At 63.0% G+C, this 12,525-nt stretch carries 12 protein-coding genes and 1 tRNA gene; 3 read left to right on the plus strand and 10 right to left on the minus strand.

Going from position 1 to position 12,525, the window contains the following annotated elements; all coding sequences use genetic code 11:
* Positions 1-187: 187 nt before the first annotated feature.
* The 4 genes from frc (BLR24_RS11270) to oxc form a co-directional block, all read right to left on the minus strand.
* Entirely contained in the window at positions 188-1,435 is a 1,248-nt protein-coding gene (gene frc / locus BLR24_RS11270; protein WP_093016804.1) for a formyl-CoA transferase, read from the minus strand.
* The gene (locus tag BLR24_RS11275) at positions 1,435-1,872 is read right to left on the minus strand and encodes a PAS domain-containing protein (RefSeq protein WP_093016806.1); all 438 of its coding nucleotides are present in this window, start codon (positions 1,870-1,872) and stop codon (positions 1,435-1,437) included. Before BLR24_RS11275 ends, frc (BLR24_RS11270) begins: the two co-directional genes overlap by 1 nt.
* Positions 1,873-1,946: 74 nt before the next feature.
* Complete coding sequence (frc, locus tag BLR24_RS11280; protein ID WP_093016808.1) at positions 1,947-3,218, minus strand: formyl-CoA transferase; 1,272 nt, start codon at positions 3,216-3,218, stop codon at positions 1,947-1,949.
* Positions 3,219-3,245: 27 nt separating this feature from the next.
* On the minus strand, positions 3,246-5,084 hold the full coding sequence (gene oxc / locus BLR24_RS11285) for an oxalyl-CoA decarboxylase (protein ID WP_093016810.1): 1,839 nt from the start codon (positions 5,082-5,084) through the stop codon (positions 3,246-3,248).
* Positions 5,085-5,240: 156 nt separating this feature from the next.
* Here oxc and BLR24_RS11290 point away from each other — a divergent pair, with 156 nt between their 5' ends.
* Positions 5,241-5,849, plus strand: a complete 609-nt coding sequence (locus BLR24_RS11290) for a Crp/Fnr family transcriptional regulator (protein WP_093016812.1) — start codon at positions 5,241-5,243, stop codon at positions 5,847-5,849.
* Between the two features lie 13 nt (positions 5,850-5,862).
* On the opposite strand, the gene BLR24_RS11295 is transcribed toward BLR24_RS11290, so the two are convergent.
* The 4 genes from BLR24_RS11295 to BLR24_RS11310 form a co-directional block, all read right to left on the minus strand.
* Positions 5,863-6,699, minus strand: coding sequence for a cytidylate kinase family protein (locus tag BLR24_RS11295; RefSeq protein ID WP_093016814.1), 837 nt, complete (start codon positions 6,697-6,699; stop codon positions 5,863-5,865).
* A gap of 17 nt (positions 6,700-6,716) precedes the next feature.
* Positions 6,717-8,246, minus strand: a complete 1,530-nt coding sequence (locus BLR24_RS11300; protein WP_093016816.1) for a tripartite tricarboxylate transporter permease — start codon at positions 8,244-8,246, stop codon at positions 6,717-6,719.
* Between the two features lie 21 nt (positions 8,247-8,267).
* Positions 8,268-8,789, minus strand: coding sequence for a tripartite tricarboxylate transporter TctB family protein (locus tag BLR24_RS11305; RefSeq protein ID WP_093016818.1), 522 nt, complete (start codon positions 8,787-8,789; stop codon positions 8,268-8,270).
* Between the two features lie 123 nt (positions 8,790-8,912).
* Positions 8,913-9,938 (minus strand): Bug family tripartite tricarboxylate transporter substrate binding protein, encoded by a 1,026-nt coding sequence (locus BLR24_RS11310; protein WP_093016820.1) that lies wholly within the window; start codon positions 9,936-9,938, stop codon positions 8,913-8,915.
* Positions 9,939-10,253: 315 nt separating this feature from the next.
* On the opposite strand from BLR24_RS11310, the gene BLR24_RS11315 reads away from it, so the two are divergent.
* On the plus strand, positions 10,254-10,490 hold the full coding sequence (locus BLR24_RS11315) for a hypothetical protein (RefSeq protein ID WP_093016822.1): 237 nt from the start codon (positions 10,254-10,256) through the stop codon (positions 10,488-10,490).
* A gap of 79 nt (positions 10,491-10,569) precedes the next feature.
* A tRNA-Arg gene (locus BLR24_RS11320) sits at positions 10,570-10,644 on the plus strand.
* 164 nt (positions 10,645-10,808) lie between these two features.
* On the opposite strand, the gene BLR24_RS11325 is transcribed toward BLR24_RS11320, so the two are convergent.
* Both BLR24_RS11325 and BLR24_RS11330 read right to left on the minus strand, forming a co-directional pair.
* A complete protein-coding gene (locus BLR24_RS11325) occupies positions 10,809-11,177 on the minus strand; it encodes a DUF3303 domain-containing protein (RefSeq protein ID WP_254787244.1) in 369 nt (122 codons plus the stop codon).
* An 844-nt stretch (positions 11,178-12,021) separates the two neighbouring features.
* The gene (locus BLR24_RS11330) at positions 12,022-12,240 is read right to left on the minus strand and encodes a hypothetical protein (protein WP_093016824.1); all 219 of its coding nucleotides are present in this window, start codon (positions 12,238-12,240) and stop codon (positions 12,022-12,024) included.
* Between the last annotated feature and the right edge of the window lie 285 nt (positions 12,241-12,525).

The raw sequence follows: 12,525 nt of genomic DNA on the forward strand, positions 1-12,525 counted from the left end.
CGGGCGACAAATGATTTGTGGATCGGCATGATCAAAATGTAGATTGGATGATCGATAAATAATAGTTAAACTATTTTATTGAATGCATTCGCGATAAGTTATACATACGGGGCGACGAATTTCCATCGCCGGCGCATCTGTCGCCCCGCGTCTTAATTGCGCTTTTTTGAAAAAGCCGCGCCGCGGCTCAGATCACGCCCTCTGCACGCAGCGCCTGCACATCGCCCGCGGTGTAGCCCAGTTGCATCAACACTTCTTCGGTGTGCTCGCCAAGCAGCGGCGAGCGCGTGACCTCGGTCGGGCTGTCGGACATCTTGATCGGATTGCCCACCGTCAGGTACTTGCCCCGCGTCGGGTGGTCCACCTCGACGATCGTGCCGGTCTCGCGCAGCGACGGGTCGGCGGCGATTTCCTTCATCGAAAGAATCGGCCCGCACGGAATGTCGTACTGGTTGAGGATGTCCATGGCCTCGAACTTGTCCTTGGTCATGGTCCATTGCTCGATGCGCGCGAAGATCGGCTTCAGGTGCAGCAGGCGCGCCGCCGGCGTGGCGTAGGCCTCGTCGGTGATCCAGCCTTCTTCGCCGATGACCTTGCACACGGCCGGCCACACCGCCCCTTGCGTGATGAAGTAGATGTAGGCGTTGGGGTCGGTCTCCCAGCCCTTGCACTTGAGAATCGAGCCCGGCTGGCCACCGCCCGAGGCGTTGCCCGCGCGCGGCACCGCGTCGCCGAACTTGCCGTCCGGGTACTGCGGGTATTCGTGCATGGTGCCGGTGCGCTCCAGCCGCTGCTGGTCGCGCATCTTCACGCGGCAGAGGTTGAGCACCGCGTCCTGCATGGGCGCGAGCACCTGCTGGCCGCGGCCCGTGTTGTTGCGCTGGTAGAGCGCGGCCACGATGCCCAGCGCCAGGTGCAGGCCGGTGCCGCTGTCGCCGATCTGCGCGCCCGTGACGACCGGCGGGCCGTCTTCGAAGCCGGTGGTCGAGGCCGCGCCGCCCGCGCACTGGGCCACGTTCTCGTACACCTTGCAATGCTCGTACTTGCCGGGGCCGAAGCCCTTGACCGACGCGACGATCATGCGCGGGTTGAGCTCCTGGATGTGGGCCCAGGTAATGCCCATGCGGTCGAGCGCGCCGGGCGCGAAGTTCTCCACCAGCACGTCGCAGGTCTTGATCAGCGTGTCGAGCACTTTCTTGCCCTTGGGCTTCTTGGTGTCGAGCGTGATCGAGCGCTTGTTGTGGTTCAGCATCGTGAAGTAGAGGCTGTCCACACCGGGAATGTCGCGCAGCTGGCCGCGCGTTGCGTCGCCTTCGCCGGCGCGCTCCACCTTGATCACGTCCGCGCCGAACCACGCCAGCAATTGCGTGCACGTGGGACCGGACTGGACATGGGTGAAGTCGAGAATGCGAACGCCCTCAAGTGCCTTGCTCATCAGCTGTCTCCTTTGATCGTGGTCTCTGCTTCTTGCAGACGAGCGCGCAATTTACGCTCCTCCGCAAAGCGGGCTGTTTCGTCTCGCACGAAGGCAACGATGCCCGTGACTTCACGATTTTCCGAGAACAGCATCGACACCGTGAAGGCGATCGACAGCGTGTGCCCGTCCTTGTGCAGCGCCGGCACGCGCAGCAGATCGGCACCGTACTTGGTGATGCCGGTGTCCATGGTCTTGTTGTAACCGTCCCAGTGCCGCTGGCGCTGCCGCTGGGGAATGATCATGTCGAGCGACTGGCCCAGGGCCTCCGCTTCGGTAAAACCGAAGATGCGCTCGGCCGCGCGGTTCCAGAGCGTGATTGCTCCTTCCGCATTGCACACCATGATCGCGTCGCCGGCGCCTTCGACGATCTGCTTGAAATCAACGTTCGCTTGCATGTTTACCTCTGGCGCTTCATGTCATTTCCCAGCTCGTCCGCCTGTCGTCAAGCGGACGAGCTGGGGTGAGTCCGCTAGACGGCCTTCGATTCTTTCAGGTTGTCGATCTGTGCCTGGGTGTAGCCCAGTTCGGCCAGCACCTGTTCAGTGTGCTCGCCCAGCAGCGGCGAGGCGGTGACCTCGGGCTTGAGGTCCGAGAACTTGATCGGGCTGCCGATGGTCCAGTAGCTGCCGCGCTCCTTGTGCGGCACTTCGACGATGGAGCCGCTCTTGCGCAGCGACTCGTCGTGCAGCAGCTCTTTCATCGACAGCACCGGGGCGCAAGGAATGTCGTGCTTGCGGAAGATGTCCACCGCCTCGAACTTGGTCTTGTCCTTGATGAAGTCTTCGATGGTGGCGAAGATCTGGTCGATGTGCGGCTGGCGGGCCTTGGGGGTCATGTAGTCCGGATCGGTCTTCCACTCGGGCTTGCCGAGCGCATCGCAGATCGGGTCCCAGGCGTGGCCCTGCACCGTGAAGTAGATGTAGGCGTTGGGGTCGGTCTGCCAGCCCTTGCACTTCAGGATCCAGCCCGGCTGGCCGCCGCCGCCGGCATTGCCGCCGCGCGGCACCACCTTGTCCTTGAATGCGTCCATCTCGTGCGGGTATTGCGGGTATTCCTCCAGGTAGCCCACGCTGTCCAGGCGCTGCTGGTCGCGCATCTTCACGCGGCACAGGTTGAGCACGGCATCCTGCATCGAGCAGGCCACCTTCTGGCCCTTGCCCGTTTGCTGGCGGCCGATGATGGCCGTCAGGATGCCGATGGCCAGGTGCATGCCTGTGTTCGAGTCGCCCAGCGCCGCGGCCGAGATCGTCGGGGCCGAGTTTTCGCCCTTCCACCAGCCGGTGGTGGAGGCGGCGCCGCCGGCGCACTGCGCCACGTTCTCGTACACCTTCAGGTCTTCATAGTGGTGGCCGTCGCTGAAGCCCTTGACCGAGGCGACGATCATCTTCGGGTTCAGCTCCTGGATGCGTTCCCAGGTAAAGCCCATGCGGTCCAGCGCGCCGGGGCCGAAGTTCTCGACCAGCACATCCGATTCCTTGATCATCTTCTCCAGCACGGCCTTGCCTTCGGGCTTCTTCGTGTCCAGCGTGATCGAGCGCTTGTTGCTGTTCAGCATGGTGAAGTACAGCGCGTCGACGTTGGGGATGTCGCGCAGCTGGCTGCGGGTGACGTCGCCGGCGCCCGGGCGCTCGACCTTGATCACGTCGGCGCCGAACCAGGCCAGCATCTGGGTACAGGCCGGACCGGCTTGCACGTGCGTGAAGTCGATGATCTTGATGCCGTTGAGGGGTTTGTTGCTCATGGAAATTAACTCCTGGGTTGCCTTGGATTACTGCTGCTGCTTTTTCTTTGCCGTGCTCGGATTGAGGCTGGTGATCCGGCCGCTTTCCGTTCCGGCCGTCTCGTCGATGACGGCATTGATCAGGGTCGGACGGCGCGAGGCGACGGCTTCGGCCAGCGCCTTCTGCAATTCATCCGCGGTGGTGGCGTTGACGCCCACGCCACCGAACGCTTCCATCAGCTTGTCGTAGCGCGCGTTCTTCACGAACACGGTGGGCGCCACGTCGGGCGTGCCGCTCGGGTTGACGTCGGTGCCGCGGTAGACGCCGTTGTTGTTGAACACGACGATGCAGATCGGCAGGTTGTAGCGGCAGATGGTTTCCACCTCCATGCCGCTGAAGCCGAAGGCGCTGTCGCCCTCGATGGCGATCACCGGCTTGTCGGTGACCACCGCGGCCGCCACGGCAAAGCCCATGCCGATGCCCATGATTCCCCAGGTGCCCACGTCGAGGCGCTTGCGCGGCTCGTACATGTCGACGATGCTGCGCGCGAAGTCGAGCGTGTTGGCGCCTTCGTTCACCACGATGGCGTCGGGCCGGGCCTTCACCTGGTCGCGGATCACGCTCAGCGCGCTGTGGAAGTTCATTGGCGAGGGCCGCGCGGCCAGCGTCACGGCCATCTTCGACAGGTTCTTGTCCTTGCGCTCGGCAATGGCACCGGTCCATTCGGCCGGCGGCTTGGCCCACTTGGCGTCGACGCCAGCGAGCAGTGCCGCCACGCAGGAGCCGATGTCGCCGATCACCGGCGCCGCAATGGCCACGTTGCTGTCGATCTCGGTTGGTGCAATGTCGATCTGGATGAACTGCTTGGCGCCCTTCTCCTGGCCCCAGGTCTTGCCCTTGCCGTGCGACAGCAGCCAGTTGAGGCGCGCGCCGACCAGCATGACCACGTCGGCTTCCTGCAGCACGTAGGAGCGCGCGGCCGCGGCCGATTGCACATGCGTGTCGGGCAAGAGGCCCTTGGCCATCGACATCGGCAGGTAGGGAATGCCGGTCTTCTCAATGAATGCGCGGATGTCGGCGTCGGCCTGCGCGTAGGCGGCGCCTTTGCCCAGCAGGATGAGCGGCTTCTTCGCACCCTTGAGGAGGTCGAGTGCGCGATTCACGGCATCGGGCGCCGGAATCTGGCGCGGTGCCGGGTCGATCACCTTGATGAGCGAGCGGCGGCCGGCTTCGGCGTTCATGGTCTGGGCGAACAGCTTGGCCGGCAGGTCGAGGTACACGCCGCCCGGGCGGCCCGACAGCGCCGAACGGATGGCGCGTGCAATGCCCACGCCAATGTCTTCGGCATGCAGCACGCGGAAGGCGGCCTTGCACAGCGGCTTGGCAATGGCGAGCTGGTCCATTTCTTCGTAGTCGCCCTGCTGCAGGTCGACGATTTCGCGCTCGCTCGATCCGCTGATGAGAATCATCGGGAAGCAGTTGGTGGTGGCGTTGGCCAGCGCGGTGAGGCCGTTCAGGAAGCCGGGCGCCGACACGGTCAGGCAGATGCCGGGCTTCTGCGTCAGGAAGCCGGCGGCCGCAGCCGCGTTGCCCGCATGCTGCTCGTGGCGGAACGAGATGACCCGCAGGCCTTCGGCCTGTGCCATGCGCGTGAGGTCGGTGATCGGGATCCCCGGCAGGCCGAAGATGGTGTCGATGTCGTTCAGCTTCAGCGCATCGATGACCAGGTGAAAGCCGTCGATCGTCGCGTCGTGCGCCGCCGTTGCTTCCTCCGTGGGGTGTTTGAGGGCGACCACGACTGCGTCGCCGTCTGCTGCCCGGTTCTTGGGCTTGAGGGCGTCGTCCAGGGTCGTGGATGCCTCTTTGTCCGTTCTTACTGAAGACATGTCTCTCCTTCTTGCTTGGGTGAATGGCCGAGGCCCGAGCCGGGACTATGATTCGGGGGCATGCTTTCGGGCGTTGACCTCGGTCAACTTTCCGGAAAACGGCACCGGCCAGATGAACCAGATGTTGTTGTTGCGAATTCGAGCAAGACGGGACCCATGACGTTGTTGGAAAACCACCCGGAGAAAAACATCATTCGCGCGCAGCTCCGGCAGAACATCCTTCTCAAGGACCTGAACGAGAGTGAGCGCGCCGAGCTGGAAACCCATCTCGTCATCGTGGACGGCAACAAGGGCGACTTTCTGCTGCACCAGGGCGTGCGCGAGATGGAGCAGTACTTCATCCTCGACGGCATCCTCAAGCGGGTGGTGAGCAACCCCGAGGGCAAGGAAATGATCCTGCGCTTTGCCGACGCGCACGACATGGAAACCAGCTACGCGGCGCTGCGGCTGGGCACGCCCACGCCCTACGGCATCGTTTGCGTCACCAAGGCGCGCGTGGCCAGCCTGCCGCTGAAGGAGTGGATCGCGTTCCTGGACCGGCACCCCGAGACCAAGGAGCTGTTCGAATACTGCGTGATGCGCGGCATGAGCGAAATCATGGCGCACACCATCACGCTTCATTTGCTCGACGCGCCCGGCCGCGTGCACCGGTTCATGCGCAAGCACCCGGAGCTCGAAGACCGCATTCCGAGCAAGGAATTGGCCTCGTACCTCAATCTCTCCGCGGAAACCCTGAGCCGCCTGCGCAAACGCGGAAAGATCTAGGCGGGCGCGGTACTCAGGTCTGCTTCGCTGAAGCGAAGCGGCGCGGAACGGTCATCAGGCGCAGCGCGTTGTCAACGCCGCTTACGCCGCCGACCTTGGAAGCTACATCCTCCGTGAGCGCACGCTCCTGTGCATTGAGCACGATGCCGCTCAGCTTTACCTTGCCCTGATCGGCCTCCACGGTCACGCGGATGTCGCCGGTCTGCTCGTTGTCCTTCAGTGCCGACTTCACCCGCGCAGCGAGTGCCATGTTGGCCAAGAGCGCGCGCGAGGCCGGTGTCTCGGCAAACTCCGGGCGCTCGACCAGCGCGCGGATCTGCGCCACGCAACTGTCCACCGAGAGGCGGTCCGTGTTGAGCACCAGGTCGTAGAGCACCGGGTCGCCCCATGTCACGCCGAACTGCGCATGCATGCGCGCCGCATGCGCGTCGTCGCTGCGCCGGATCTCGGCTTCGGCAAACTCGGCGTCGTCGGTCTCCAGGTGCGCCATCAGCCATTCGACTCGCTTTTTCATCGAGCGCGTGATGCGCACGCACACCACGTGCGGCACCGGGCGCAACAGGCAGGTTGCGCCCCAGCCGCGAAGCACCACGTTGCCGCGGTCCGCCAGTGCGAAGAGTTCCTCTGCCGTGTAGAGCGCAAGGCTGCGCTTGTCGGCGGTAAGCCGCTCGACGAAGCCGGCCTTGCCGTCGCGCAGGCGACCGATGAAGCTGGTCGGCACCTGCATGCGGTCGGCCACGCGCTCGATCGTCTCGTGGCGCATGATCTCGAGGCCGAGCTGCTCGGCGAGGCGCTGCGACACGTCCTTGGCAAGGGAACCCATCTCCTGGGTGAGTGCAATCACTGGCATGGTGTGTTCCGTTCCGTTCAGTCCACAGGCCGCTCGACGGCAAACTCATCCGGCTTCTTCGGCTTGATGAAAGCCAGCGCCTTGGAGATCAGCGGCCAGAACAGCAGCACGAGCGCCAGGGTGGTGATACCGCCGACCAGCGGGTTCGAGAACATGATCATCACGTCGCCTTGGGAGACCAGCATGGCCTGGCGGAACGAGTCTTCCGCCTTGTCGCCGAGCACCAGCGCCAGCACCAGCGGCGCCAGCGGAAAGTCGAGCTTCTTGAACAGATACCCCACCACACCGAAACCGAGCATGAACCAGATGTCGAGCATCGCGTTGTGCACGGTGTAGGCACCGATGGCGCAGATCACGATGATCACCGGCGCAATGATCGAGAACGGAATGCGCAGGATCGAGGCGAACAGCGGCACCGTGCTCAGCACCACGATGAGGCCGACGATGTTGCCCAGGTACATGCTGGCAATCAGGCCCCAGACAAAGTCCTTCTGCTCGACGAACAGCAGCGGTCCGGGCTGCAAGCCCCAGATCAAGAGGCCACCCAGCAGCACCGCGGCAGTGGGCGAACCCGGGATGCCGAGCGCCAGCATTGGCAGCAGCGCGCTGGTGCCGGCCGCGTGCGCCGCGGTCTCGGGCGCCACGACGCCTTCCATCTGGCCGGTGCCGAATTTGGAACCGCGCTTCGACATCTTCTTGGCCAGGCCGTAGGCCATGAACGAAGCCGGCGTGGCGCCGCCCGGCGTGATGCCCATCCAGATGCCGATGAGCGAGCTGCGGAGCGACGTCACCCAGTATTGCGGCAGTTGCTTCCACGTTTGCAGCACCACCTTGGGATCGATCTTCGCGGTCTTGCCCGAGAACTTGAGGCCCTCTTCCATCGACAGCAGGATTTCGCCGATGCCGAACAGGCCGATGACCGCGATCAGGAAATCGAAGCCGCGCATCAGCTCCGACTGGCCGAACGTGAGCCGCAGCTGGCCCGTGACTGTGTCCATGCCCACGCTGGCCAGCGCAAAGCCTAGCGCCATGGACGCCAGGATCTTGAACGGCGACCCCTTGCCCATGCCCACGAAGCTGCAGAAGGTGAGCAGGTACACCGCAAAGAACTCGGGCGAGCCGAACTTGAGCGCGAACTTGGCCACCAGCGGCGCGAGGAAGGTGATCATGATCACCGCCAGCAGCGCACCGACGAAGGACGATGTGAAGGCCGTGGTCAGCGCGGCGCCGGCGTTGCCCTGCTGCGCCATCGGGTAGCCGTCGAAGGTGGTGGCCACCGACCATGGCTCGCCGGGAATGTTGAACAGGATGGAGGTGATGGCTCCACCGAACAACGCGCCCCAGTAGATGCACGACAGCATGATGATCGCCGAGGTGGGCGACATCGTGAACGTGAGCGGCAGCAGAATCGCCACCCCGTTGGCGCCACCCAGTCCGGGGAGCACGCCGATCAGCACCCCCAGGATGATGCCGACGAACATCAGGCCGATGTTCATGGGTGTGAGGATCACCGAGAAGCCCTGCATCAGGGCACTGATTTCATCCATTTCGCATTTGCTCCGTGAGATTCAGTAGCCGAGAAAACGGAGGGGATCGAGTGCGCCCTTGAACAGCGGCACCTTGAACCACACCTCGAACATGAAGAAGAACACCGTGCTGACCGCCAGCGCCGCAATGACGCTCTTCACCCACGAGTATTTGCCCAGGAACACCATGAACAGCGCGATGTAGATCGCCGAGGCCACGTACAGACCGAGCGCCGAAATGGCCAGCACATAGACCGTGGCCGGCACCAGCACAGAGAGCACGCGCTTGAGCTGCACCGTGTCGACGAAGACCTCGGTCTTCTTGTTCTTGCCGAGCAGCGCCTGATACAGGATGCCGGCCCCCGAGATGGTGATGATCACCCCGATGTAGAACGGGAAGTACCCCGCGCCGGGGCCGTCGCTGGTCCAGCCCGAGCCCAGCCTCTGGCTCTCGTAGATCACCACCAGGCCAATCACCACCAGGACCAGCGCAACCACCGCCTCGACCAGGTTGGTCGCTACGCCCCTGCGCGGCGCGCCATCGGAAATCTCGTCGTGTTCCATGGAGTTCCCATCGTTCGTATGTATGTGCCGGGAAAAAACGAGGGTGCAGCGCCCCCCCGCCGCCCGGCCGGCGGCAGTCTCTTCAGGCAGGAAACGCTGCAGGGCGCTCGATTGCCGCTACTGCTACTTGTTGCTGGCCAGGAAGCCGGCTTCGCTCATCAACGTGCGGTGCGTGGCTTCCGCTTCGGTGAGCCACTTGGTGAACGCGTCGCCCGTCATGAAGGTCGGGTTGAAGGCACCCTTCTCCATGTATTCCTTCCAGTCCGGCGTGGCGGCGATCTTGGTCAGCAGATCGACATAGAACGCGCGCTGTTCGGGCGTCACGCCGGGCGGCATGAAGATGCCGCGCAGCATGGTGTACTTGGTCGGAACGCCGGCTTCCTTGCAGGTGGGAATGTCGTTCCACGACTGCGTGTCGGTCACCTTGGCCTTGAACGGCATGCGCTCGTCGTCGAACACGCACAGCGCGCGCAGCTTGCCTGCGCGCCACTGGGCGACGGCTTCGATCGGGTTGTTGACCGTGGACTGCACGTGGCCGCCCACCAGCTGCACCGCCACTTCGCCACCGCCCTTGAACGGCACGTAGATGAACTTGGTGCCCGTGGCCTTCTCGAGCGCCACCGTGATGATCTGGTCTTCCTGCTTGGAGCCGGTGCCCGCCATCTTGAACTTGCTCGGGCCCGCCGCCTTGGCCGCCGCGATGTACTCCGCGGCGTTCTTGTATGGCTGCTCGGCATTGGTCCACAGCACGAACTGGTCGAGCGCCATCATCGCGACCGGCGTCATGTCCTTCCAGTTGAATGGCACACCAGTGGCCATGGGCGTGGTGAACAGGTTGGACAGCGAGATGACGATCTTGTGCGGATCGCCCTTGGCCTCCTTGATCGCCAGGAAGCCCTCGGCGCCCGCGCCGCCCGACTTGTTGACGACGATCAACGGCTCCTTCATGAGCTTGTACTTGATGACGATGCCCTGCAGCAGCCGGCCCATCTGATCGGCGCCTCCGCCGGTGCCCGCGGGGATCACGAACTCCACCGGCTTGGTGGGCTCCCATGCGAAGGCTGGCGTGGCCACCGCGAGTGCCAGCATGGCCGCGGTGAAGACTTTGGCCCGACAAGCGCGAGTGCGCGAAAAGAAGTTCTTCATCATGTTGTCTCCTGTGTAAGGTGCGCTCTTTTTTTGGTGAATCTGAGCCGAGATGCGAACAGGGCAGATGGTGCGCGCTGGTAGAACTTCGCTTGCTTGACCATGGTCAACTTTTGCGAGATTTTGTCTTGGGGTTAGCCCGCGCCGCGTGATACGCGAGCAAGTGTGCCAAGGCATCCGATGCGGCCTCCACACCTGAGCGGCGCCACGCGAAGCGGCACGCATTGCGCAACCTTTTTTCGCCATGCCGAGGGGAATTCGGGTAAACCCTAAAATGAAGGGCAATTCAACCCATCCACCAAACCCAGGAGTTCCTTTATGCCTACCCTTGACCGAACGTCCGGCGCGAGCGCATTCAGTGGCTTGGCTGGCGCGCTCAAGGCATTTGCTGAAGAGGCCAGCGTGCTCGTTCAGGCCTTGCTGAGCCCCGGCAAGGTCATCGAAGAAGTCGAGCAGATGCGCGCCCTGCAAGTGCGCGCCAACCGCATCGAGGCATCAGACCCGCTGCGCGCCGACGTGCTGCGCTGGCACGCCTCGCGCATCGGCCTGCGCTAAGCAGCAGCAGGCCACGCGGCGACTCAGGTAGCCGACGCGCCGGAGCCGCCCCGAACTGGTAAAGTCCGGGCCGCCCTCCGTCTTCGTAGTTCAATGGATAGAACGGGGTCCTCCTAAGACTCAGATACAGGTTCGATTCCTGTCGAAGGCACCAAGGACCCGGTTCACGGCGTCTCACCCCACATCAGAAACCCGCACGCTTCGAGGCGTAGCGGGTTTTTCTTTGCCCCACGTCATGTCATAACGCAGCGATGTCATCGCAGAGAAATACGGGTATTTTTGTTGGTATCTCGAAAGGCCCAAAAACCAGATAACAGGCTACTTTGGTTGAAGTCCGGCTAGCACGGCGCCCAGTTGCTCGTCGTTCAAGGCCGGATGTACTTCCATGTCCATCAGATCGGACCACTCGAGAACCCAGCGTGCCATCGCAGAAGCGTCGTCTGCCTCGCTGATGCTGATGCCCGTGCCGTTAGCCACGTCGTGCCAGCGCCCGAGCAGCTTAATACCGTCTGGAGGCTGTCCACCTGTTTTCGCGAAGCGCTCGATGACAGCGTTGCGATTGCCAGAAGCAATGCGCCAATGGCCAATGAAAAGCATGATGTTCTTCCCCTTCTGGCACTTTGAAAGTGCGATGCGTGCGAGTGCCGCGCGAGCAACGCCGGGTTTTTGGATGATGCCCTGAGTCATTGAAAGTCGATCACGCCCACATCTATCGCAGACGTCACGGCTCGCTTTTGGTCGTAGTGGCGTGCGAGCTTAGATTCGAAAGGGCTCGCTCAGAAGGATATTTGTTAACCTTTGTTTTCATACTTCAATCGATGGCGCAGCGTGGTTCAACGGCCGAAGGCGTCATGGATAGGCACCCCGCCAAAGCCGCGTTCATGGCGTAACTCGACGACATGCAACGGCGCGCCATGCCGCGGCCGATAGAGCGTTCGCTCCGGTCGCTCAAAGCTAACGAACGACTGATCGGACCACTCGTCCCGAGCCAGCGCGCAACACCGCCGGTGGCGGCCCTTCCAGACTGCTGGATTCCCACTGGCAGGTACTTCTTTACGTGTTGCGAGAGCACGGGTGCTGCACCTGCACCCAAGCACCTGTCAAAAAGCCAGGCTGCGACATGACAAATGCCCCTCGCGCCCGCACCTTTTCCGCCTTAGCCTATCAATGCACTCAATCGAAAGGCGGCCCCCATGGACGTACTCGAATGGATCATTCTCAACGCGGTGCTTCTGGTCATCGCCGCAGCCATCTACGACTTCTGGCGAGGCTGCAAGGGCCTGTGAAGGCGAAGCCGCGATGACAATCTCAAGGCACTTGGGCAGCGTGGTGCATCGACTGTTCGTCGTGTTCCAGTGGGCGACAGCCGCGCTGGTTGTTGCTGTTGGATGGGCTGCGCATCCGCAGCCGATCGAACAGCTGATTCCGTGGGAAAAGAAGGAAAGTTCTTATGCCAGCCCGCATTCGATGCCGCTGGACCGCGAACCCTTCGCCGCGAAAGCCTTGCCTGCGCCGAAGCGCGAAAAGCCTGTCAGCTTTCCGGCGCAGCCAGCGTCTTCGAGTCCTGCGACGCCTGTTGCTGGCGTTGCGGTGGGCCGACCAGTGCGGCTGGTCCGGTCTGCTCGCCCAGGTCTTTGCGCCCGAGGCCTCTCACGAGGCGGCGCGGTATGTGGTGTGTTCTCAGAAACTGCGCCAGAGCCTCACTGCGCGCAGGTTCGGATGCCGGTAGAAACATGTGCATCACGCTCATGGTGTCGTCCCGAAAATGCCAGAAATGCAAGATGGCTGGCTCGCTTCCTGTAGACCCGGAGCCTTGGGTTTGACGCGGCTCTGGCGTGCCGCAGGCGGATTATGGGCGCCGAAATCCGATGCGGTTGCACAGCCCCTTGGCGAGTAGTGTTGCTGGCACGCTAAGGGCTTACCGGTAGGTTCTCTTGTCGTCGTTTACTTACTTTTTACTACTGCTCGATACGCTCGCGCTGGCGTTCCAGGCCATGCGTACCAGCGGGAATCCAAAGCTGGAGCTGTAGGCACC

It is taken from the genome of Variovorax sp. OV700 (genome assembly GCF_900099805.1).
Taxonomy (GTDB): Bacteria; Pseudomonadota; Gammaproteobacteria; order Burkholderiales; family Burkholderiaceae_C; genus Variovorax.